A 23,021-nucleotide genomic window follows, 5' to 3' on the forward strand; every position below is an offset into this window, starting at 1 on the left:
CCAGGCGGCCGCTCACCGAGCGCTTACGGCGATCCGGAAAAAGAGGGCGAGGCGACAGCCGTTCTCGGCGAAGATGCGCAACCCCGGCACCGGGCATACGCCTGATGTTTGCCCGGTGCGAGCGCTTACCTGTGCCGGGGAGCCAAGATCGTGCTGAGGAGTTGGCTGGCATACCTCTCAGAGAGTGCCCAGTATGAAACTTTCAGCGAGCGCCCATTTCGGTCTGGCCCTAGCCCTGATGGCCAGTACCGCAGCGCTAGTGGGTCCCGCCCTAGCCCAGAGCCGCGCTCCAGCCGATGGCAATCTCACCCAGATCGCGAGCTTCGCGCATCAGGTCACAGGGATCACTGTAAGCCGAGACGGGCGTATGTTCGTTAACTTCCCGCGTTGGAGTGAGGACGCTCCGGTCTCGGTTGCCGAGTTGAAGGATGGCAAGCCGGTCGCTTACCCGAACGATGACTGGAACAGCTGGCGCAATGCCAGGAAGGACGAGGTCGATCCCAAAACACACTTCGTCTGCGTTCAGAGCGTCGTCGCCGATGGGCAGGATCGCCTTTGGGTGGTCGACGCCGCCGCACCGGCGATGGCGCATGTGATCAAGGACGGAGCCAAGCTCGTGGGTATCGACCTGAAGACCAATCAGGTCGTGAAGACAATCCCGTTCGATACCAGCACGGTGATGCAGGCCTCCTACATCAACGACGTACGCATCTCGCCCGATGGCAAGACCGCCTACCTGACGGACTCCGGGGCTGAGGGGGCGCTGATCGTGGTCGATCTCGACAGCGGTTCAGCCAAGCGCGTGTTGTCCGGCCACCCCTCGACGATGCCGGATAAGAGCGTGACCATACAGTACGACGGCAAGCCACTCCGTCGCCCCGATGGGCGCGGCGTCGAGTTCTCCGCCGACGGCATTGCACTCTCCCCTGATGGCAAGACACTCTACTGGCAGGCCATCAAGGGTAAGACCCTCTACAGCCTCCCGACTGAAGCACTGACAGGTTGGGCCACGGCATCATTCGTGCCCGAGTCGCTGAGCGACAGAACCCTGAGCGGGAAGATCGCCACGGTCGGCGAGAACGGGCCGGCTGACGGGCTACTGATCTCTCGCAAGGACGGGCGGATGTATGTCACCTCACCGCAGGACAACGCAGTGAAGGTCCGCGACCTGACCAAGCCGGACGGTGGCCTGACCACGCTGGTTCAGGACGACAGGCTCCGGTGGCCGGATACGTTCAGCGAAGGGCCCGATGGCACGATCTACGTGACGACGTCCCACATTCAGGACTCGGCGGATTACAAGCCCGGCGCCCCTATCAGCTTGCCGACCGAGTTGTGGGCCATCAAGGCTAACCAAGCCGCTGTCCCAGGGTCGACGGGTTCGGGAACCACCCGCTGAAGACAGGCGGGATCCCGTATCGCACCACGAGAGCCCGCCCTGCAGCTGCCGCGGCGGGCTTTCTCAGCAGTGATCGACTTATCTGATGCGGCATGTTCGGGAGAGCGGAGTTCCAACTCGGCTTCGGAGCATGTGCACCCTTCCAGTCGATGCCGCGACCGACTGCCGGCTGCTTCTTTCTGGCTGCCTGTTAAATCGGCCAAGTCGCTTTCCACACCGGACCAAAGGTGGCGCACGGCTGACGAACGGCCGCTTCGGAGATGCGCACAAGGCGGTCCGGGCGGCCGGGTTGGGTCGGTAGGAGGCCGTCCGCTTTTCTGGTCAACCTCCTCCGGAGCGGTCGTTCCGCTTTCGGCCAGCATCGGTCTCACCGATAGGCCCGTCAGGATGACTGGGGAGGGGGGATTTCTGCCTGTCTGCTTCCGAGCGACAGAAGCATCGGAGCGGACATCGTCAAGGCGCCCGCTCCCAACCCTTTCGGACGCTAGGACCGTCTACTCCTAGGTACTTAGAGCAGCACCATCGAAATGAAGGCGAGCATCGACTACGGTTTGATGGTTAGCTTCAGCCCATTCGATCAAAATTTCCAGGGGGCCTAGAAGAGAACGACCCAGGTCCGCCAACCGATATTCAACGCTCGGCGGGCTCGTTGGGAATACATGGCGGGTGATGAGCCCATCGCGCTCCAGAGCACGCAGACACTGCGTCAACATTCGCTTCGAAATATCCGGGATGGACCGGTTCAGCTCGCCGAACCGCCGAGGACCGCCGGCCAGTGCGATCACGATCAAGGTCGTCCATTTGTCGCCGAGGTGATCGAGCACGTCCCGGACCGGGCAGCGGGCCGGATCGAGTCTCATGCGCTGCCAGCTATCGAACTTGCTGGCCAGCCCGTTCGCGTCGCTCATGCAGGCGGTTCCTTCCAAGTCACCAGGCTCCCACAACCTGCCTCCTTACAGGCAATTCAGGTCTCATTTATAGACCTTGTGCGGAAAACGAACCGCTTAGGATTTTTCCCTATGACGCTCTCCTCGCACACCCGTCTGTTCGTAACAGGGGCCACCGGCCAACTTGGGCTCCTCGTCATTCAGGATCTGCTCCGGACCGTGCCCGCCGCACAGGTGATCGCTGGTGTCCGCGATGCCGGAAGCGAAGGGGCCAGGAAGCTGGCTGGGCTCGGCGTCGAGGTCCGCACGGCCGACTATGCCAGGCCCGACACGCTCGCCACGGCCTTCGAGGGCATCGAGCGGCTGTTGCTGATCTCCTCCAGCGAGGTCGGTCAACGCGTGGTCCAGCACCAGAACGTCATCGCCGCCGCCAAGGCTGCCGGTGTCCGCCTGATCGCCTACACCAGCCTCCTCCATGCCGACACGTCTCCCCTGGCCCTCGCGGAGGAACACCGCGCCACCGAGGCGATGCTGGCGGCGTCGGGGGTGCCCCATGTCCTGCTGCGCAACGGCTGGTACACCGAGAACTATGCGGCCCCGATCCCTCCCGCGCTCGCACACGGCGTCTTCCTCGGCAGCGCGGGGGAAGGGCAGATCGCCTCCGCGGCGCGGGCCGACTACGCGGCGGCCGCAAGCATCGTGCTGACCGCCGAGACCGACCAGGGCGGGCGTATCTACGAATTGGCAGGCGACGAAGCCTATAGCCTATCCGACTTCGCCAAGCTCATATCCCAAGCCTCGGGCAAGGCGCTTGCCTACCGGAACCTGCCCGAGGCGGAATTCAAGGCCGCCTTGATCGGCGCAGGGCTACCCGACGCCTTTGCCGGCCTTTTGGCCGACTCGGATGCTGGCGCCGAGAAGGGCGCCCTCTTCGATGATGGCCGCCAACTCAGTGCGCTTATCGGTCGGCCGACCACCTCGACCTCATCCGTGATCGAGGCAGCACTCAAGGGTTGATCAGCAAACCCCCGCCGCCCGGGATCGGGACAAACCCCTCGTGGCGGCGGAGTTGGGTCATAGACCCAGGATGTGAGAACACGCCGCCGTCATCGCGCCGTTCCGCACAGCCTCCACCCTGAGCCGATGCTCCTCAGCGTCCGAGGAACGACCCCGGGAACCGCTCGCATCAGGTGCCTTCGGCTTGGTCCGGCTCGACGGCGAAGCGCTTCATCATCTCGGAGCGAACGTGCTCGCGAAAGACGCGCACCCGTGCCGGCAATTCCCGGCCGGCGAGGCTCACGGCCCGGAGCGCCCCGCCCGCCGTCGCCCAAGGTGTCAGCACCCGTACGAGCGCCCCGTTCGCGACGGAGCCGGCCGCCACGGCGCTCGGCAGATGGCCGATGCCTGTCCCGGCCAGCGTCAGCCGAAGCACCGCGGCGAAGTCGCTCGCCCGGACGGCAGGGCTGAGCGCGACCTGTTCCGTCCGGCCCTGGCCGTCGCTGAGCATGATGCCCAGCGCTCCGGGCCTTTCGCGCGAGAGGATCAGGTCGTGCTCTGCCAGGGCCGCGAGGCTCGTCGGCGCCGGACGCCGCACGAGGTAGTCCGGTGCCGCGTAGAGCCCGATCCAGAGACGCAGGATCAGCGCGGCCCTGTAACCGGTCTCCTCCGTATCGCCCAGGCGCAGGGCGAGGTCGATCCGGTTGGCCGCAAGGTCGAGCCGCGCGTCCGTGTTGATCATATCGACCGTGATCTGCGGGTAGGCCCGGCGGAAGCTCGCGACGATCCCCGGCATCAACTCGATGCCGAAATCGACCGAGGTCGTCACCCGGAGGTGGCCTGCAGGAACGGTGCGGGCGTCACGCGCGGTCTCGGCCGCCTCGTCGAGGAGCGCGAGGCTCTCCTGCACCTTGGCATAGAAGGCTAAGCCCTCCGCGGTCGGCGACACCGCGCGGGGATGGCGGGCCATCAGGGTGGCGCCGAGCGCAGCCTCCAGGCGCGAGATGCGTCGGCTGAGGCTGCCCTTGGTCTCGCCCTGGCTCGCCGCGGCCGCCGTCACGGTGCCCAGGTCGACAACCGCGCAGAAGGCACGCAGGTCGTCCAATCCGCCGCCAAAGGTTTCCGTTTTCGCAACCATGTGGTTCCGAATAGCAGGCTCAACCTCGGCCGCCAACGTGGGTATCCCAGCGTCCTCGGCTCTCGCGGCCCTTCCCCAGGTGGGTCGGGTCGCCCGTTTCAGTCCCGGAGACACCCGTGAAGTCCATCCTCATCCCAGGCCTCGTCCTGGCCCTCGTCGCCACCCCGGTCCTGGCCCAGTCGCCGGTCACCCGCGACCCGGCCCAGATCCAGGCCGGCACCTACGCGGTCGACCCCGGCCATACCCAGGTCGGCTGGCGCGTGTCGCACATGGGCTTCTCGAACTATGCCGGCGGCTTCTCGGACGTGTCGGGCAGCCTCGCCCTCGACTCGAAGAACCCCGCCGCCTCGAAGCTGTCGGTGAAGATCCCGGTCGCCTCGGTGACGACCACCAGCGCCAAGCTCACCGACGAGCTCAAGGGCGACCAGTGGCTCGACGCCGGCAAGTACCCGACCATGACCTTCGTCTCGACCAAGGTCGCGCCGGTCGGCAAGGACCACGCGAAGGTCACGGGTGACCTGACGCTCCACGGGGTGACCAAGCCGGTGATCCTCGACGTCACCCTGGTCGGCGCCGGCGCCAATCCCCTCAACAAGAAGTACACGGTCGGCTTCGAGGCCACCGGCACGCTCAAGCGCTCAGAGTTCGGTGTGAAGACCTACGTGCCGCTGATCGGCGACGAACTGCACCTCACCATCGCGGGCGCCTTCGAGCGTCAGGACTGACCGACGGCTTGGAGGACGGCCATGGCAACCGGTGTGTCCGCGCGGCGGTACTCCGCCGTGGCCATCCTGCTGCATTGGGCGAGCGCGCTCGGCGTGCTCGCCCTGATCGGCATGGGCCTGATCATAGCGCATGCGGGACTGGCGCCGATGCGCCAGTTCCAGCTCTACCAGTGGCACAAGTCGGTCGGCATCACGGTGCTGGGCCTGACGGTCTTGCGGGTCCTCTGGCGCCTGACCCACCGGCCGCCGCCTCACCCGGCCAGGATGCCGGCGCGGGAGCGCGTCGCGGCCTCGACGGCGCACGGCCTGCTGTACCTGCTCCTCGTCGGGCTGCCTCTGACCGGCTGGGCGGTGGTGTCGCTGTCGCCGTTCAACATCCCGACGGTGCTCTACGGCCTCGTGCCCTGGCCGCACCTTCCCCTTGCCGCGTTCGTCCCGAACCCGGCGGCGGCGGAGGGCGTCCTCAAGCTGATGCATGCCTACGGGGTGTGGCTGCTGACGGCGCTGCTCATCCTCCACGTGGCAGCCGCTCTGCGCCACCACTTCATCATCCACGACGACGTCCTGCGCCGCATGCTGCCAGCCCATGCACCTTCGGCGCGGTCCGGATTCCTGGAATCGAACTCATGAACACGCGACTCCTCTGCCTCGCGCTCGCCCTGTCGGCCGCCGCGGTTCCCGCGACCGCCGCCGAATGGGCGGTCGACCCGGCCAAGAGCACCATCAAGTTCTCGGGCGTTCAGGTCGGGGCGCCGTTCACCGGGCGCTTCGAGCGCTTCCAGGCCAAGATCGACTTCGACCCGGCCAAGCCCGAGGCCGGGCACGCCGTCGTGTTGATCGACCTCGCCAGCGCCAGGACGGGCGACGTCCAGCGTGACGAGGCCCTTCCGCAGAAGGACTGGTTCGACGTGAAGGGCGCAAACCAAGCACGCTTCGAGGCGACCCGCTTCATCGATAAGGGGCACGGCGACTACGAGGCGGTCGGGAACCTGACGATCCGGGGCACCAGCCGGCCGCTCACGCTGCCCTTCCATCTCACGCTCGACAAGGATCAGGCGCGGGCCACCGGCCATGTCGGCCTCGTCCGAACCGATTTCGGTGTCGGCCAGGGCCCGTGGGCATCGGGCCAGTGGGTCGGTCTCGACGTCGGGGTCGACATCGACCTCGCGGCCACGATCCAGCCCGCGCCCGCTAACCGCGGCTGACCGATTCCATAGCTCCGGAGCACTAGCATGACCCACGAAAGCGAACGCTTGGCAGGAAGTGCGCCCGGGACTGAGCAAGAGGGTGGGACCTCGCCGAACGTCCCGGTTTCACTGCTGGACACCGCCCCCTACCGCGTCGGTAGCGTCGCCCTGGTCGTGCGAGACCTCGATGGCCTCGCCCGGTTCTATCGCGATACGCTCGGCCTTGCGACCATCTCGCGGAAATCCGATACGGTGCGCCTCGGGGTCGGGGCCACCGTCCTGCTGGAACTCCGGCACGATCCCGCTGCCCAGCCCTGGAGCCCGCAGCGGGCGGGCCTCTTCCACACGGCCTTCCTGCTCCCGAGCCGCGGCCACCTGGGCGCCTGGCTCGCCTACGCGGCGGAGCGGCAAATCCAACTCTCGGGCGCGGCCGACCACCTCGTCAGCGAGGCGGTCTACCTCATCGATCCTGAAGGGAACGGCATCGAGGTGTACGTGGACCGCCCGAGTTCCGAGTGGCCGCGTGCGGAGGACGGTGGCATCGTCATGAGGAACGACCGGCTCGACCATGCCGGGCTCCTGCGTGCCGCCCCAGCCCCCTGGAGGGGCATGCCGGCGAGCGGTCGCGTTGGACACGTCCATCTCCAAGTCGGCGCTTTGGACGCCGCGGAGCGCTTCTACGCGGATCTGCTCGGGTTCGACATAATGTGCCGGTATCCGGGCGCGACGTTCCTCGGTGCCGGTGGGTACCACCACCAGCTCGCGACCAACATCTGGAACAGCCGGGGCGCCCCGGTGCGCCCTGCGGGCATGGCCGGTCTGGCCGAGGTCGAGCTCCTGATCGACAGGGGGACATTAGCTAAGGTTCGTGGGCGGTGCCTGGAGGGCGGATTGGCGATGACCGATGACGACGGTGCCTCCGTGCTTCACGACCCGTGGGGAACTCGCATCCGCCTCGTGCCATCGAGCGTGTGAACTTGAACGGTCGCTTACTGGAGAAACGTCAGGGCGGGAGTGCGACCCGAAAGGGTCCCTTCTGGGGCGTCTGCTCGGGGACGGCCAAAGATCGTTCCGGCCACGCGCCGAAAGTCTTGGATGGCAGACGAATGTCCGCTTTAGAGTAGCTCAAACGACGTTCTTGACGGCTGGGTTGGGTCGGTAGCAGGTTGTCCGCTTTTCCCGCGGACCTTCTCCGAAGCGGTCATTCCGCTATCGGCCAGATCAGGTCACGCCAGATCGCCACCGCGCGCAGAACCGGACTTTCGGCTTGGCGCCCATTCCAGCCACTAGATGGCCCTCGTGTGCGTCTCCGAAGCAGACATCGATCAAGCCGGCGACCACGACATTCTCATGTTTTGACACATCAGCGGGCTTTGGAAGGCACGCCTAAGCGCAAGATCGTAGCATCCAGTTCTTTAGGCGGGGTACGGCGACGACGGAATGCGCGACCAAACGGTGCGGTATGACGGTGCGCACCGCCCAACAACACGGACAGGCCTTCATGGACCGGCTGCTGACGCACGCCCAGAAGGGAGAGCTCAACCCGGCCTGCCTCGCCACCCACCGTTTCTCCCTTGAGGACGGACCGCGCGGCTACGACATGTTCAATCACAAGACGGACGGCTGCGTGCGCGCGGTGTTCGCGCCTTAGGCGCACGTGCCGTCCGCGTATGGAGGGAAATCCATGGAGCAGCGCCCGTTTGGTCCCGTGCCGCGCGAGGTTGCGGTGATCGGCCAGGGAACCTAGTATATCGACGACGCGCACCGGCCCACCGCGGTCGCAGCGCTCCGCCGCGGCCTCGACCTCGGCATGACGCACATCGATACCGCCGAGATGTACGGTGACGCCGAGACCGTGGTCGGCGAGGCAATCGCCGGGCGGCGCGATGGCGTGTTCCTCGTCTCCAAGGTTCTCCCCAGCAACGCCTCCCTTGTCGGTACGGTGGCGGCCTGCGAGCGCTCGCTGGCGCGCCTGCGCACCGACAGGCTGGATTGTTACCTATTGCATTGGCCTGGCTCGTATCCGCTTGAGGATACTTTCGCCGGCTTCGAGCGGCTCCGCGAACAGGGCAAGATCCTGTCCTGGGGGGTAAGCAACTTCGATGTGTCCAACCTCGAAGCCGCCTGGAAGGTCGGGGGCGAGGGGCGCATCGCCTGCAACCAGGTTCTCTACCACTTGGACGAGCGTGCAATCGAGCACGCCGTCCAGCCCTGGTGCGAGGATCACGGCATCGCCGTCGTCGCTTACAGCCCATTCGGCCATGGCAGCTTCCCTGGCCCACGAACATCGGGCGGCCGCGTCCTGGATGAGATCGCGGCGAACCACGGCGCCACCGCCCGTCAGGTCGCGCTCCGGTTCCTGGCGCGGAGGCCGTTCACCTTCACGATCCCCAAGGCGTCCAGTCCCGATCATGCCGCCGACAACGCCAGCGCTGGCCCGCTGCGGCTGACGGAAGACGAGTACATCCGGATCGACGCGGCGTTTCCGCGGGGTCCCCGACCACGCCACCTTCCTATGTTGTAGGCCCGTGATGCCCGCTTGGTCAGGGCAGATGATCGTCCCGCTGTCTCGCATCCCCACCCGGCCGCGGACGATCCCGCCGCTGGGCGGGGATTCGCGGATCGGCGGATCGTCCGAACGACCCACGCTGCCTGCCGAGAGGTGAAGGCGCCTCGAACATGCGTCGTGGCGACCGTTCAGCGGATGGGCGCCCCCTCGGGCCGCAAAGAAACTCTTTCGTATCCCGGGAGATGACTTTCCGCCCAGCGCTCAGTCTCGCGGCGCACCGGCCGCTCGGTTCGGTGATGCGGGCGCGCCTCCAGGTCTACCGGGCGCTAAGCGACTTCCGCCACCGCGGAAACTGCGTCGAGTCCGAAGATACCGCCGGCATCGACCGCATCCCGTCGTGAGGAACGGCGCGACGGTGCCTTCGTTAGATCCCGACACCCACAAGGACGATGACATGAGCTTGCAGGGCAAGAAGATCGCGATCCTGATCGCACCGCGTGGCACCGAGGATCCGGAGTTCGCCAAGCCGCATGAGGCGGTGAAGCAGGCCGGGGCGACCGTGACGGTCATCGGCCTGGAGGCTGGCGACGCCGAGACCGTCTATAACGACCTCGATCCCGCCAACCGCTACAAGGTGGACAGGACCATCGAGGAGGCGTCGGCCGCGGACTACGACGGCCTCGTCGTGCCCGGCGGCTGCGTCGGCGCCGACAAGCTCCGGGCGAGCAAGGATGTCGTGGCGTTCGTCCGGGACTTCTTCGCCGCGGGCAAGCCGGTCGGGGTCATCTGCCACGGACCGTGGACCCTGATCGAGGCCGACGTCGTGAAGGGCCGGACGCTGACCTCCTACCCCACCGTTCGGCGGGACATCGAGAACGCCGGCGGCATCTGGGTCGACGAGGAGGTCGTCTGCGACAAGGGGCTTGTCACCAGCCGCACGCCCAAGGACCTGCCGGCCTTCTGCGCCAAGATCGTCGAGGAGTTCGCCGAGGGCCGCCATCCCGACCAGGCCCGGAGCGCCTGAGGAGTCGGGAAGCCGACGATTGGCTCTTGAGACCCAGGGCGGCCCATGGGTCGCCCTGGGCCATGTCCCGAGGACGTCCCGCGGCCGGGACGCCTTCGCGGATGCCTCCATCAACCCTCGATGGCGCCGATCTGCTTCAGGATGCCGAGCTCGTCGGAGGACCCCCACCGCTCGACCATCTTGCCGTCGACGAAGCGGCCGATCTGCATGCCGCGGACCTTGATGGCCTTCCCGGTGGGCTTGTGGCCGTTGAAGTCTCCCTGGTGCGTGCCGGTGAGCGTATACGCGAAGGCGACGCTGTCCCCGTCGGCGACGAGCTTCTTCACCTCGACCTGCATGTCGGGGAACGCGGTGCGGAGTTCGGTGAAGAAGGCCTTGTATCCCTCGGGACCCATGTGCTGGCCCGGAGCCGGGTCGTGATCATGGCAGTCCGGGGCGACGACTTCGGGGAAGGCGTCGAACCGGCCACCGTTGACGAGTTCTCCGAATTTCTCGGTCGCCTGGATGCTGCTCTCGCGGGACATGGTGCTCCTTAGGTTCGGATCGGTAGGATCGGGGCGTCTCAGTCGAAGGCTAGGAAACCCGCGCCATGCCCGGTCGTTGCACGCCGCTCTCGCGAGGCCGCGCTTGGACCCGGTGCCGGAGCGACGCGGCGCGCCGGCCCGTATGTCGGCACGGGTTGTAGGCGACCGAGGATGCATTCCTGGCGCCGCGTCGCATACTCACCGACTTGGCGGCCTCGGAGGCTCGGAGCGCGGTTTCGAGCAACTTGCCCCTGGTGGTAGTGACCCACGTCCGATGCCGGCCGGGGTACACACCGGCCGCTCGGTTCGATCCTACCGGCAAGGCCGAGGTTGGCCGAGCGCTCTCCCGCGCGCAGCAAGACACTCACACGATACCGGCCGTCGCCTCGGTCACAATCGGCGACGTGCCGATCTCCGTGATCGGTTCAGCGCCGTACCGGTACCGGCCCGTCCATGCCCGGCCAGTCGGAGTAACCGGTCGCACCGCCGCCGTACCAGTATTGCTTGGGTGCCTCGGCCAGCGGTGCCCCGCTCGCCAGCCGCCCGACGAGGTCCGGGTTGGCAAGGTAGGGCCGGCCAAAGCTGAATAGATCGGCGCGGCCCTCGGCCAGTTCCTTCTCGGCGAGATCCAGGGTGTTCTGGTTGTTGCCGATATAGGCGCCCTCGAACCGGCGACGCAGGTCGAGGAAATCGACGCCGTCCGGCACATCACGGGTCTGCTGCGTGACGCCCTCGATCGTGTGAATGTAGAGCAAGCCGAACGCATTCAGCGCATCGACATAGGCGCCGAAGGTGGCATGCGTCTCGGAATCGAGCGGTGTCTCGCCGGGCTGCGTCGTGGCGGGCGACAACCGGATGCCGACGCGGCTTCCGCCGTCCCAGGCCTCGGTCACCGCACGGACCACCTCAAGCGGGAACCGCAAACGATTCTCGATCGAGCCACCGTAGCGATCGGTTCGCTTGTTGGTCGAATCTCGCACGAACTGCTCCAGCAGGTAGTTGTTGGCCGAGTGGACCTCGACCCCGTCGAAGCCGGCGCGCTTGGCGTTCACGGCCGCGCGCCGGTAATCCTCGACGATGCCAGGGATCTCGTCGGTCTCCAACGCCCGCGGGGTGACGTGGGGCTTCATCCCCTCCATCGTGAAGGCAGTTCCCTCCGGCTTCACCGCCGAAGCGGAGACCGGGAGTTCGCCCCCTGGCTGCAGGTCGGGATGGGATATCCGGCCGGTGTGCCACAGCTGGAGGAAGATGCAGCCGTCGTTGGCGTGGACCGTCGAGACGATGCGCTTCCAAGCCTCGATCTGCTCGTCCGACCAGATGCCCGGCGTGTAGGCATAGCCCACGGCCTGCTGCGAGATATTGGTGGCCTCTGAGACAATGAGGCCGGCGCTGGCACGCTGGCCGTAATAATCGGCGGCGAAGTCCGGCGGTACGCCCGCGGTCGAAGACCGGCTGCGGGTCAGCGGCGCCATCACGATGCGGTTCTTGAGGTGCAGATCGCCGATTGTCACGGGTTGGAGGATCGGGCTCGTCGTCATGGTACCTCGGATTGTGTGTGCGGGGTAATGGTGAGCGGAGCGCGGGTCAGCCCTTCAGGAAGGTGATCAGATTTGCGTTCAGCCGTTCGGCATGGGTGAACGGCACGGCATGCGGCGCGCCGTCATAGACGACGAACTCGGCGCCGGGGATCGCGGCGGCTGTGGCCTTGCCCGACACGTCGATCGGCACGGTCCGGTCGGCATCGCCGTGGATCACGAGGGTCGGCACGCGAAACGCGGCCATGTCGGCGCGGAAGTCGGTCTCGGCGAAGGCCGTCACGCAGGCGGTCGTCGCCTTCGGCGACCCGCGCATCGCGAGGGTGCCGGTCCATTCGATCAGGTCGGACGAGACCGGCGATGAGAGCATCCCAACCCCGAAGAACGTCTTTGCGAAAGTCGCCATGAAGTTCGGGCGGTCCTTCTTCAGCCCGGCGATTATGCCGTCGAACACCGCTGGGTCGACGCCGTCTGGGTTGTCGGCCGTCTTGAGCATATAGGGCGTCACCGACGAGACGAGCACGGCCCGAGTGACCCGGGCGCCGCCATGCCGGCTCATGTACCGGGCGATCTCGCCGCCGCCCATTGAGAACCCGACCAGCGCCACGTCCTGCACATCGAGGGCGTCGAGAACGGATTTCAGGTCGTCGGCGAGGGTGTCGTAATCGTAGCCGTCCCAGGTCTGGTCAGAGCGGCCGAATCCGCGGCGGTCGTAGGCGATGGTGCGAAAACCAGCCTCGGTGACCGTCCGCTGCTGGAACTCCCACATGTCGGCATCGAGCGGCCAGCCGTGGATGAGCACGACCGGCCGACCGCGTCCCCAGTCCTTGAAAAAAAGCTGCGCGCCATCGTGGGCCGCGATGAAGGGCATGATGGTCTCTCCGGTCGGACGATCGTCTCTCACACGACCGGTTCCGGGCCGCCTTGGTTCCCTGGGGTGAAACCTGCGCGGATGGCGCACACCGCATTCAGTGCGCTGCGGAAAGCGCCGGTGGACCGCCGAGGAAACGCGCCGGATCATCTAGCGGCAACGGCTCGTCCGCACCTGACGTGTTCGTTCAGCCCCCAGCGCCAGACGAACCGGTGTCTCCGACCCACCAAGCCAGCGATCACGATCGCTAAACGACTGCCTTGAGCGAGCGTTTATCCGCTTTCAAGCGCCGGATCTGAAGCGGTGAGCGGCTGGGTTGGGTCAAAAGCAGACCCTCGCCTGGTAGTTTGAGCTTTGACCCTGTTGTGCCCACCGCTCCACGTCTGCGAGGATTCAAGGGACAACAAGGCACGCGGGCTCTGGGGGGAGCGCGACCCCGACCGCCTCGCGTGGTCCTGTCGCCTGATCAAAACGGTCGTGCCCGGCGATACGCGACGGGCCGAGCTGCAGGCCATGCTGGAATAGAGCTCACACGGGCCTTCGGCGTGCAGAAGGTCATCGCTCGCGACCTCTCCGAGGTCGAGGATCGTTGTTGGCGTGCGATGGGCGAGGCGCGGACCGGATCATCAAGCGTGCGAACCTAGGCCGAGGACGGCGGCTTTCCGTTGGGTAAGACTGGTTCAGGAAGCGGTCGCCTCACACGCGTCCCGCCAACCCCCAGCTTACGGGAAACGGGAGCGAGCCAACCATGCAGAGAAAAGTCCTCGTCGCCGGCGCCCAGGGCGTCATCGGCCGCGCCGCAGCCACTCGCCTTGCTGCTCGACCCGATACCCAAGTGCTGGGGCTGTCGCGACGGACCGAGCCGTCCATCCCGAACGTCGAGGCGGTCTCGGTCGACCTGCTCGACACCGGACAGGTCCGGGACCGCCTCGGCGGCATCCGCGACGTCACCCACATCGTGTTCGGCGCCTACATCGAAAAGCAGACCGCCGCCGAGAAGAGCACGGTCAACGTCGCGATCCTGCGCAACCTGCTCGACGTCGTCGAGGAGACCTCACCGGGCCTGCGCCACGTCACGTTCTACCAGGGCGGCAAGGCCTACGGCGCCGATCTCGGCCCGTTCAAGACGCCCGCCCGCGAAGACGACCCGCGCCTGATGCCGCCGAACTTCTACTACGACCAGGAGGATCTCCTGCGTGAGCGCCAGGAGGGCAAGGATTGGTCGTTCACGGCCCTTCGGCCAGAGGCGGTCTGCGGCTTCGCGGTCGGCAACCCGATGAACCTGCTGACGGTGATCGCCGTCTATGCGGCCATCTCGAAGGAACTCGGCATCCCGCTTCGCTTCCCGGGGACCGACGCCGCCTACCGGGCGCTCTACCAGGTCAGCTCCGCCGACATCCTGGCCGAGGCCGCCGACTGGGCCGGTACGACGCCGGCTGCGCGAAACGAGATCTTTAACATCACCAACGGCGACTACTTTCGCTGGCAGCACATGTGGCCGCGGATCGCGCGCATGTTCAACATGGACTGGGCCGATCCGATCCCGATGCCGCTCGCGACCTACATGGCCGACAAGGGGCCGCTCTGGAATAGAATGACCGAACGCTACGGGCTACAGCTGATCCCCTACGACAAGGTGGCTTCGTGGCCCTTCGGCGATTTCATCTTCGCCAGCGGCTTCGACAACATCAGCAGCACGATCAAGGCCCGCCAGGCCGGATTTCATGCCTGCATCGACACCGAAGACATGTTCCGGAACCAGTTCCGGCACCTGAGCGACCTGAAGGTCATCCCGCCCGTCGCCTGAAATCCGGCATCGCCCGTTAGGAAGGAAGCGAACATGTCCCGCTTCGAGAAGAGGCGCGTCATCATTGGTGCCGGAAGCGGCATCGGCGCCGCCACCGCAAAACGGTTCGCGTCAGAGGGCGCTTCCGGCGTCCCGAATGGCCGGGACCGGGGCAAGCTCGACTGGCGTTCCAGCTCTGAGCCGGGACGCTTCGCGGGCCGGCTTAGTCGCTGAACCCGGCTAGGACGACCTTGCCCCTCGCCTTCCCGCTCTCGATGAGCGCGTGGGCGCGTGCCAGGTTGGCGGCGTTGATCGGACCGAAGGTCTCGCTCAACGTCGTGCTCAGCCGTCCCGCGTCGATCAGGCGGGCGATCTCGGTCAGGATCGCGTGCTGCCGTTCCATGTCGGAGGTCTGGAACAGCGAGCGGGTGAACATCAGCTCCCAGTGCAGCGACAGGCTCTTGGGCTTGAGCGGCATCACGTCCAGGGTCTCGGGATCGTCGATCGGGCCGAGGCGACCCTGTGGCGCGAGGAGCTCGATGATCTGCGGAAGATGCGCACCGGTCTGCGTCGTCGCGAACACGAACCCGGGCGCCCCGGGAAGACCGAGCGCCGCCACCTCGGTGGCGAGGGGCTTCGCATGGTCGATCACGTGGTGGGCGCCGAAGTCCCGGCACCATTGCGCCGTCTCGGGGCGCGAGGCCGTAGCGATCACGATGAGATCCGTGAGCTGCCGGGCAAGCTGGATCGCGATCGAGCCGACGCCGCCGGCGCCGCCGACAATCAGGATCGCGGGGGCGGCACCCGGAACGGGCGTGGCGACGTCGAGCCGGTCGAACAACATCTCCCAAGCGGTCAGCGCGGTAAGCGGTAGCGCCGCGGCGGCGGCGAAATCGAGGCTGGCTGGCTTGGCACCGACGAGGCGCTCGTCCACACACTGGAACGCGGCGTTGCTACCTGGCCGGTCGAGCGCACCGGCATAGAACACCGCGTCGCCGGGCTTGAACAGGCGCGCGTCCGGTCCGACCGAGACCACCGTTCCGGCTGCATCCCAGCCGAGAACCTTCGGCTCGCAACCCTGCTTGTAGGCGCCTTGGCGCACTTTGGTGTCGATTGGGTTCACGGAAACGGCCTGCACGCATACGAGCAGGTCGCGCCCGGCCGGCACGGGATCGGGAAAGGTGGTGTCGAGGAGGGCGTCCGGCGCATCGATCCGGGCGCCTTCGGTGTAGGTAACAGCACGCATGAGTGTCTCCCAGGATGTCGCAACAGGCGATCCAGCGCCGCCGTCCTAGGCCCCCTCATAGCGTGCCGCCTCCTTTGGCGCAGCGGCATGACGCGCATATTACGCCGCTGCTGCTGAGACGGTAAGGCAGGGGCGAAATTTTGACCCAAACGAATTTTGAGATCGGTGATTTAGCAACCTAGCGGTTGTGCCAAGGCGCTTTGGACGACCGCATTGGGTCGAGGCCGTGTCAAAACGCATTGATCGTGGTCGCCAGCGCTGGTCGGCAGGATGATGACGGCGGCGCGGTCGACCGCTTCAGGCTCGAATGGCCTGGATGAGCCAGGTTGCGCCGAACAGGCGGATCATCCGCTTCATGTTGTAGGCGAGGATCGCGAGGGGCATCTCGGTTCGCACGCCTTTCAGGCCCTTCGTCAGGAAGGGCGTGCTGCCCATCCAGGCTTTCAGCGTTCCGAAGACATGCTCGACCGTGGCGCGCCGTACCGCCATGGCGTCGGGCATGGCGTCGAGCCGCCTCTGCATGGCTTCCAGCACCGCCTCGTGCTTCCAGCGCTTGAAGCGCTTGAACTTCTCGGTCGTGCAGCGCGCCCGCATCGCGCAGGCATGACAGGCGTCCAGGTTGCGATAATGATCGATGTCACCGTGTCGATCGGAGCGGGCGTTAGATTTCGTCAGCACAGCGCCGGCGGGACAGACGTAGTGATCGGCCGCCGCGTCGTAGACGAAGTTGGCGCGCACGAAGAGCCCCTTCTTGGCTCGACCCGACGTGTCGGCCCGCGGCATGGCCGGCAGGATGCCCGTGCCTTCGCAGGCCAGAACCTCGTCGCCACTATAGTAGCCGCGATCGGCCAGGATCGTGACCTCCTCCGCGCCGATGGCCTGCTTGGCCCGACCGCCCATCGGCACGAGCTGGGTTCGGTCGTGGCCCTCGTTGACGACCTCATGGGCGACGACGAGATGATGCTCGGGATCGACCGCAATCTGGACGTTGTAGCCGACGATGCCGGTGCCGCGCCCGCTCGTCGCCATCGAGCGCGCGTCCGGGTCGGTCAGCGAGACCTGTCCGTCGTCCGCATCCTCTACCTGCTCCTGCATCTCGCGCAGGAAGGCCATCTGGCGGCGTAGGGCGGCGATCTTCTCGCCGATCCGCTGCGTCCGTGCCTCGGGCACGTCGTTGCCCTCCCGATCCGCTCGGTCAAGCGCCGCGAGGTAGCGGGCGATGCTGGCCTCCACCTGTTCCAGGCGCTTGGCAACCTTGGCCACGGTGTAGTTGCGGTCCCGGTTGTTGACCGCCTTGAACTTCGATCCGTTCAAGGCGACGGTTGCACCGGCGAAGAGCTGCAGATCCCGGCATAGCACCACGAACTGCCGGCAGGCCGCCTGGATCGCAGGCCCGTTGTCGCGCCTGAAGTTGGCGATCGTCTTGTGATCGGGAGCCAAGCGACCGGTCAGCCACATCACCTCGATGTTGCGCTGGGCCTCCCGCTCAAGCCGCCGGCTCGACGGCACCCGGTTGAGATAGCCGTAGATGTAGAGCTTCAGAAGCGTGGCCGGATCATAGGCAGGCCGCCCCGTCGCTGCGGGCTCGAAGCGCGTGAAGCCCAGGGCCCCTAGATCGAGTTCGTCGATGAAGACTTCGACCACGCGAACCGGATTGTCCGCGGTGACGTAGTCGTCCAGCGAACTGGGCAGCAACCAGGACTGCCGACGGTCCTGCCCTTCGACGAACCGACCCATACTAGCCTCCGCAGATCAGGCCAAAAGTCTATCTCAGACCGGACTTTTGACACAGCCTCGGTCGATAACCGCCCGGCCGCTCCACGGCAGGGTTGGGTGGTTTTGAGCCGTTCCACTTTCGAGCGTTAGATTAAGGGAAGCGGACTTCCCTGTTTTACTCGCTTCCGATCCTTTGCGCCATCACCTCCACGGTGCGGCCGGAGCGTTTGGCTCAAGCGGCGAAGCTACGGATTACCGAGATCACCTTGCCCTCGCGGAAGGGCTTGTCGCAGAACACGCCCCGCGCCGGGATGGCGTCGAGGTCCGGCGCCAGGGCACCCGTGAGGACAAGCTCGATGGGCGGCCACCGGTCCCGGATCATCGCCACCAGCTTCAGCCCGGTGGTCGAGCCGCGCACGTCGAGGTCGGCGAACACCACCCGGATGTCCGTACGCTCCTCCAGGGTGCGGACCGCCGCCTGGGCGGTGCGCACCACGACCGCGTCGCACCCCGCCTCCTCGACGAAGTCCCGCATGATCCCTGCCAGGATCGGCTCGTCCTGGAGCACGAGCACGACCGGCCGCACCCCGTCGCCGTCCGCCTCGGTCGTCGTCATGAGCGATGCACCTCGACCATCGGTGCACGCATCACCGCGATCACCCCGTCCGTGTCGTATGTAACGTCGACCTCGCCCGTTCCGACGAGGCCCGTGCGGATTAGGCGCGAACCGAAGCCCCGTCGGGTCGGCGCCGTCACGGGTGGGCCGCCGTGCTCGCGCCACCGCAGCACCAACCCCGGCTCCCCCGTCGCGCCGTCGATCCACCACCGCAACTCGACCTGGCCTTCCTCGCCTGACAGGCTGCCGTACTTGGCCGCGTTGGTCGCCAGCTCGTGAAGCAGCAGCGACGCCGACAGAGCGGCACTAGGGCCGAGCGCCACGTCGGGGCCATCGAGCGTGAAGCGGCGGGCCTCGGCCGCGTTGCCGAGCACCTCCCGGCACACGGTCCGAAGGTCCGCCGCCGTCCAGTCCTTGCGCAGCAACAGGTCGTGGGCCGACGCCAGAGCCTGGATGCGCTTCTGGAACGCCTCCACCGGCTCGCGCTTCGGGACGGTCCGAAGCGTCTGGTGCGCGATGCTCACGACCATCGCCATCGTGTTCTTGAGGCGGTGGGAGAGTTCGTGGTTCAGCAGGTCCTGCCGCTCCTCGGCACGCCGCCGCTCGACGGCCTGGCGGGTCAGCTCGGCGATCTGGCGGACGAACGCGACCTCCGGATCGACCCAGGCCCGCGGGCGGTCGTCGTTCACGTAAAGCACCGCCACCGTTTCGCCCTTCTCGACGATGGGCACGTTGACGAGCGTGCGGGCGGAGACCGCCTCCAGGGCCGTGGCGGAGGCGGCGGTGCGCGGATCCTCGCGTACGTCCGGGATGACGACCGTCCGCCCCTGCCGGAGGTCCTCGGCGTAGAGGCCGTAATCGTCCATGCGGTAGCGGCCGGCCAGCGTCGGGACCCCCGTCGCGGTCCAGTCCTCCTCCACGACGAAGCTCTCGCCATCCGAGCCAACGGTGCCGTAGCCCACCCGGCCAACGCCGAGCACGCGACCGAGTATGGCGGCGGCCGCCATCGCTATCGCGTCGGTGCCGATGTCGGCCCGCAGCCTTTCCCCGAGCTCAAGGAGGCCGCTGCGACGTGCATCGGCCTCGACCCGCTCGGTCACCTCCAGGAAAATCACGCCGAAGCGCTCGCTCCCGAGCGGGAAGGCCCGGCCCTCGTACCACCGCGCCAGGGTGCCGACCTGTCGGATGAACGTCATCGGCTCTCCGGTCTCGACCACGTCGGCGAACTCGTCGACCCAGGCATCCTCGATACCCGGAAACACCTCGCGGATCGTGCGTCCCACGACGCTGTCCGATGCGATGCCCACGAGCCGGCCCCAGGCGGAGTTGACGTCGAGGTAGCGCCAATCCGTGATGCGACCGGTCGGATCGCGCACGACCTCGCCGACGAGGAAGCCCTCGCTCAAGCGCTCGAACAGGTCGCGCCAATGGGCCTCGCTCGCCGCGAGGCGCTCCTCGAACGACTTCTGCTCGGTGATGTCGCGCGACACGGACAGGATCCGTTCCGGCCGCCCGTCAGGGCCGAAGATCGGCGTCACCTGGACATCCCACCATTTGGCGTTGCCGAGGAAGGTGTCCGCGCCCCCCTGGAAGTGGCCGATCCCCCCGTCCCGGGCCGTGGCCAAGGCCGCCAGGGCATCGGCATTCCCCTGGCCCTGCCAGAAGCTCGGCCATGGGCATCCCTTGATGTGATTGAAGTCGCTGACCTCCATCACCTTCATGCCGCCTTCGCTCATGAAGGTCAGGCCGCCGTCGAGGTCGAGCACCTTGATGCAGTCGGCGGACGACGCCAGGACGCTGCGCATGAATTCGGCGTCGGCCTGTTCCTTGGTGGCGAGGTTGCGCTCCTGCGTGCGGTCGCTGAACGCCTTGACGAAGCCCCGGTGTGTCCCGTCGAGCCCCCGCAGCGAGGTCATGTCGCCGACCGCGTAGAACCGGCCGCCGTCCTTGCGCAGATGCCAGCGCATGTCCTCGGCATGGCCGTCGCGGAGGACGCCGTCCATCTCCTTGCGCATCTGACCGGTCGTTCGATCCTCGGGCGTGAAGATCCGCTCGATGGGCTGCCCGCACATCTCCTCGGCCGACCAGCCCAGGATGCGCGTGGCACCGACGTTCCAGTCGGTCACCGTGCCAGAGGTGTCGGTGACGATGATCGCCATCTCGCTGGCGCTGTCGAAGATGGCGCGTTGGCGCGCCTCGCTCTCGGCTAGGCGCTCTCGGTTGCGGTGCGCCTCGGTGACGTCGATCTGGCTGCCGAAGCGATAGCGCAGCCGTCCCTCGCCATCGAAGACGGGGCCGACGAACAGGGCGTTGACGAAGGGCGTGCCGTCGCGACGGTGGTTGGTGATCTCGACGGTGAGGTCGCGGTTTTCCCGGAGAGCGGTGCGGATGGCATCGACGCGGTCGGGCTCAGTGTCCGGTCCCTGGAGAAAGCGGCAGTTTCGCCCGACGACCTCCTCGATGCCGTAGCCCGTGAGGTCGAGGAAAGCCCGGTTGGTGAAGACGATCGGGTCGTCGTCCTGGTTGGGATCCGTGAGGATCATCGGCAGGCCGGTCTTGTCGACGGCGGAGAACAACACGTCGGTGTCGGTCGATGCCGGGCGTGGCTGCTGGTCGGATGGGCTCGGGCCGTGGTCCGGTCGGTCGGCCAGCTTCGCCCTTAGGCGGCGAACCTCTTCCTCAAGCTCCTCGCGCGAGAGGCATCGCAAATCGTTATCCATCGAGAAGTTCGCCTGCCCCCCGGCAATCGGCATCGTCCATGGGCGAGGCTGATAGCGAAGCACCGACACCTCGTCACTGCGGCTTTCCGATCAACGCCTTGGAGGAGTTCGCCATCCAAGATTGTCCGGCGAAAGCGCAGGAGGGGATCCGCCACCCTGTCGGCCTATCGTCAGGCTCGCGACTGCAGGCTCTCCATCGGCACGTTCACCACGCAACTGACGCCCTCGACCCGGTAGTCGATGGCGACTCGTCCGCCGCCCATCCCGCGCTCGATCAGGCGCGAGCCGAAGCCCTTGCGGTCCGGCGGTGCGACCGGGGGCCCGTCCCGCTCCCGCCAGTCCAGCCGGAACTCGGCATCCTCCCCGTCCCCGGTCACGCTCCAGTCGAGGTCGACACGGCCGGCCGTAGTGGAGAGGGCTCCGTACTTGGTCGCGTTGGTCGCGAGCTCATGCAGCACCAGCCCGAGCATCAGAGCCGCGCTCGGCCCGATGAACAGGTTCGGCCCGGAGATGTGGAACCGACCGGCCTTGTCCTCGTGCAGCGCCAGCGTCCCCCGCACGAGGTCGCGGACGTTGGCTGTCTCGGAATGCCCGAGCAGCAGGACGTCGTGCGCCTTGCCGAGGACGACCAGACGGGCCGCCAGCGCTTCCTGCGCCGCCGGCAGGCTCGCCGCGTTGCGCAGGGTCTGCGTCGCTATGGACTGCACCATGGCCAGGGTGTTCTTGAGACGGTGGCTGAGCTCGCGGTTGAGGATGTCCTGCGACGCCTCGGCGGCCTTGCGGTCGTCGATGTCGCTGACCGCGCAAACCGCCCCGACCGTCGAGCCCCGCTCGTCCTCGACCGCCTCGCCGGTGATCATGATCCAGCGCCGCGCACCTCCCGGTCGCTGGTACAGCACCTCCAGGACCGCACGCTTGCACTCGCCCCCGGTGATGCGCGCGAGGGGATACTCGTGCCCCTCGACCCGCCGACCGTCCTCGTGAAAGGCCACGAACGCACCGTAGGCGTCGCTCGACGAGGCGAAGAGCGTGTCGTGGCCGAGGATCTCGGCGAGGCGCTGGTTGCCCATCAGGATGCGGCCCGAGGGCGCCTCGGCGAGCAGGATGCCGACCGGCACGGTCTCCATGATCGACTTCAGCCGCGCCTCGCCCGCGGCGCGGGCCGCGTCGGCCAGCTTGCGGGCGGTGATGTCCACGGCGACGCCGGGATAGCGCAGCGGCCTGCCGTCGGCGTCGAGGAAGCACCGTCCCAGGGCGTGCACCCAGGTCAACGTGCCGTCCGCGCGGAGCAGGCGGTACTCCTCGCTGAATTCGCCCCCGGTATCGAGCGCGTGTTGGATACGCTCGCCGACCCAGGCCCGGTCGTCCGGGTGGATGCCGTCGACGAAGGCGACGAGCGGCGCCCCCTCGGCGGCCTCCGCCGGGTCGACGCCGTACATGCGGGCAAAGTGCTCCCCGGCATAGAGCCGGTTGGCCGGGATGTCCCAGTCCCACCACCCGAGGCTGCTGGATGCCGCGAAGGCGAAGGCCAGCCGCTCCTGCGACGTCCGAAGCGCGTCGCGGGTCGTCCGCATCTCCGCGTTGAGCCGCCGTTCGCGCATCACGGTCATCACCTGCCGGGCCAGCCGTCGCAGGGCGTCCGCCTGCCTGTCGGTCAGCCCCCCGGGCCTGGGCTCGTGGTCGATGACGCACAGGCTGCCGAGCACCTGCCCGTCCGCGTCCCGTAGCGGTGCTCCGGCATAGAAGCGGATGAACGGCTCCCCGGTCACCAGCGGGTTGTCCCGGGTCCGCGGATCGACGGTCAGGTCCGGGATGGTCAGGAGGTCCGGAGCGGCCAGAGTGTATGCGCAGACCGAAGCGCTGAGGGCCGTCTCGCAGAGCGGGAAACCGACCTGCGCCTTAAACCATTGCCGGTCTTCCGCGACGAGGCTGACGAGCGCGACGGGCGTGTCGCAAACCAATGCGGCCAGTTGGGCGATGTCGTCGAATTCCGCCTCCGGCGGGGTGTCCAGGATGCCGGTCGCCGCCAGCGCTTCGAGGCGGACCGGATCGCGAACCATGGACGGTAGGGCAGGCTTCGGCATGTTCTCGGGCGAAAGTCGGAATCGTAGACTAGACGAGTTGCGCGCAACCGTCTTGTGG

Annotated in this window: 21 protein-coding genes; 11 read left to right on the forward strand and 10 right to left on the reverse strand. The window is 67.1% G+C overall.

Annotated features, from left to right (window positions below; genetic code table 11):
- Nucleotides 1-193: 193 nt before the first annotated feature.
- Nucleotides 194-1,399 (forward strand): L-dopachrome tautomerase-related protein, encoded by a 1,206-nt coding sequence (locus A3862_RS04975; RefSeq protein ID WP_111473359.1) that lies wholly within the window; start codon nucleotides 194-196, stop codon nucleotides 1,397-1,399.
- A gap of 500 nt (nucleotides 1,400-1,899) precedes the next feature.
- Here the strand turns inward: A3862_RS04975 and A3862_RS04980 are convergent, their stop codons facing one another.
- Nucleotides 1,900-2,307: a winged helix-turn-helix transcriptional regulator gene (locus A3862_RS04980; RefSeq protein WP_111473360.1), complete on the reverse strand. Its 408-nt coding sequence runs from the start codon at nucleotides 2,305-2,307 to the stop codon at nucleotides 1,900-1,902.
- Nucleotides 2,308-2,418: 111 nt separating this feature from the next.
- Between A3862_RS04980 and A3862_RS04985 the strand changes: the two genes are divergently transcribed.
- Nucleotides 2,419-3,303, forward strand: coding sequence for an SDR family oxidoreductase (locus A3862_RS04985; RefSeq protein WP_111473361.1), 885 nt, complete (start codon nucleotides 2,419-2,421; stop codon nucleotides 3,301-3,303).
- Nucleotides 3,304-3,472: 169 nt separating this feature from the next.
- Here A3862_RS04985 and A3862_RS04990 read toward each other — a convergent pair whose 3' ends face one another.
- Nucleotides 3,473-4,420, reverse strand: coding sequence for a LysR family transcriptional regulator (locus A3862_RS04990; RefSeq protein ID WP_111473362.1), 948 nt, complete (start codon nucleotides 4,418-4,420; stop codon nucleotides 3,473-3,475).
- A 116-nt stretch (nucleotides 4,421-4,536) separates the two neighbouring features.
- On the opposite strand from A3862_RS04990, the gene A3862_RS04995 reads away from it, so the two are divergent.
- From A3862_RS04995 to A3862_RS05030, 7 genes are all read left to right on the forward strand, one after another.
- Nucleotides 4,537-5,145, forward strand: coding sequence for a YceI family protein (locus A3862_RS04995; protein WP_111473363.1), 609 nt, complete (start codon nucleotides 4,537-4,539; stop codon nucleotides 5,143-5,145).
- 21 nt (nucleotides 5,146-5,166) lie between these two features.
- Nucleotides 5,167-5,775, forward strand: coding sequence for a cytochrome b (locus tag A3862_RS05000; protein WP_111473364.1), 609 nt, complete (start codon nucleotides 5,167-5,169; stop codon nucleotides 5,773-5,775).
- Entirely contained in the window at nucleotides 5,772-6,350 is a 579-nt protein-coding gene (locus A3862_RS05005; protein WP_111473365.1) for a YceI family protein, read from the forward strand. The genes A3862_RS05000 and A3862_RS05005 overlap by 4 nt, the downstream gene beginning before the upstream one ends.
- Nucleotides 6,351-6,377: 27 nt before the next feature.
- On the forward strand, nucleotides 6,378-7,307 hold the full coding sequence (locus tag A3862_RS05010; RefSeq protein ID WP_003606898.1) for a VOC family protein: 930 nt from the start codon (nucleotides 6,378-6,380) through the stop codon (nucleotides 7,305-7,307).
- 487 nt (nucleotides 7,308-7,794) lie between these two features.
- Nucleotides 7,795-7,983 carry a hypothetical protein gene (locus A3862_RS05015; RefSeq protein ID WP_236961769.1) on the forward strand — a complete coding sequence of 63 codons (189 nt, stop codon included), beginning with the start codon at nucleotides 7,795-7,797 and terminating at the stop codon, nucleotides 7,981-7,983.
- Nucleotides 7,984-8,082: 99 nt separating this feature from the next.
- Nucleotides 8,083-8,856, forward strand: coding sequence for an aldo/keto reductase (locus A3862_RS05020; protein WP_335645400.1), 774 nt, complete (start codon nucleotides 8,083-8,085; stop codon nucleotides 8,854-8,856).
- Between the two features lie 439 nt (nucleotides 8,857-9,295).
- Nucleotides 9,296-9,865 carry a type 1 glutamine amidotransferase domain-containing protein gene (locus A3862_RS05030; RefSeq protein WP_111473366.1) on the forward strand — a complete coding sequence of 190 codons (570 nt, stop codon included), beginning with the start codon at nucleotides 9,296-9,298 and terminating at the stop codon, nucleotides 9,863-9,865.
- A gap of 110 nt (nucleotides 9,866-9,975) precedes the next feature.
- Here A3862_RS05030 and A3862_RS05035 read toward each other — a convergent pair whose 3' ends face one another.
- From A3862_RS05035 to A3862_RS05045, 3 genes are all read right to left on the reverse strand, one after another.
- Entirely contained in the window at nucleotides 9,976-10,389 is a 414-nt protein-coding gene (locus A3862_RS05035) for an ester cyclase (protein WP_111473367.1), read from the reverse strand.
- Between the two features lie 425 nt (nucleotides 10,390-10,814).
- A complete protein-coding gene (locus A3862_RS05040; RefSeq protein ID WP_111473368.1) occupies nucleotides 10,815-11,927 on the reverse strand; it encodes an alkene reductase in 1,113 nt (370 codons plus the stop codon).
- Nucleotides 11,928-11,973: 46 nt separating this feature from the next.
- The gene (locus tag A3862_RS05045; protein ID WP_111473369.1) at nucleotides 11,974-12,795 is read right to left on the reverse strand and encodes an alpha/beta fold hydrolase; all 822 of its coding nucleotides are present in this window, start codon (nucleotides 12,793-12,795) and stop codon (nucleotides 11,974-11,976) included.
- A 748-nt stretch (nucleotides 12,796-13,543) separates the two neighbouring features.
- On the opposite strand from A3862_RS05045, the gene A3862_RS05050 reads away from it, so the two are divergent.
- The gene (locus A3862_RS05050) at nucleotides 13,544-14,602 is read left to right on the forward strand and encodes an SDR family oxidoreductase (RefSeq protein WP_111473370.1); all 1,059 of its coding nucleotides are present in this window, start codon (nucleotides 13,544-13,546) and stop codon (nucleotides 14,600-14,602) included.
- Between the two features lie 33 nt (nucleotides 14,603-14,635).
- The gene (locus tag A3862_RS31015; RefSeq protein ID WP_124262935.1) at nucleotides 14,636-14,815 is read left to right on the forward strand and encodes a hypothetical protein; all 180 of its coding nucleotides are present in this window, start codon (nucleotides 14,636-14,638) and stop codon (nucleotides 14,813-14,815) included.
- Here the strand turns inward: A3862_RS31015 and A3862_RS05055 are convergent.
- From A3862_RS05055 to A3862_RS05075, 5 genes are all read right to left on the reverse strand, one after another.
- Complete coding sequence (locus tag A3862_RS05055) at nucleotides 14,805-15,827, reverse strand: zinc-binding alcohol dehydrogenase family protein (protein ID WP_111473371.1); 1,023 nt, start codon at nucleotides 15,825-15,827, stop codon at nucleotides 14,805-14,807. The two genes, A3862_RS31015 and A3862_RS05055, sit on opposite strands and share 11 nt — an antisense overlap.
- 297 nt (nucleotides 15,828-16,124) lie before the next feature.
- Complete coding sequence (locus A3862_RS05060) at nucleotides 16,125-17,564, reverse strand: IS1182 family transposase (protein ID WP_111473372.1); 1,440 nt, start codon at nucleotides 17,562-17,564, stop codon at nucleotides 16,125-16,127.
- Between the two features lie 211 nt (nucleotides 17,565-17,775).
- The gene (locus tag A3862_RS05065) at nucleotides 17,776-18,159 is read right to left on the reverse strand and encodes a response regulator (RefSeq protein ID WP_111473373.1); all 384 of its coding nucleotides are present in this window, start codon (nucleotides 18,157-18,159) and stop codon (nucleotides 17,776-17,778) included.
- The gene (locus A3862_RS05070) at nucleotides 18,156-20,738 is read right to left on the reverse strand and encodes a PAS domain S-box protein (RefSeq protein WP_164706341.1); all 2,583 of its coding nucleotides are present in this window, start codon (nucleotides 20,736-20,738) and stop codon (nucleotides 18,156-18,158) included. Before A3862_RS05070 ends, A3862_RS05065 begins: the two co-directional genes overlap by 4 nt.
- 311 nt (nucleotides 20,739-21,049) lie before the next feature.
- Entirely contained in the window at nucleotides 21,050-22,963 is a 1,914-nt protein-coding gene (locus A3862_RS05075) for an HWE histidine kinase domain-containing protein (protein WP_111473375.1), read from the reverse strand.
- Between the last annotated feature and the right edge of the window lie 58 nt (nucleotides 22,964-23,021).

The sequence above is a fragment of the Methylobacterium sp. XJLW genome, assembly GCF_003254375.1.
Taxonomy (GTDB): Bacteria; Pseudomonadota; Alphaproteobacteria; order Rhizobiales; family Beijerinckiaceae; genus Methylobacterium; species Methylobacterium fujisawaense.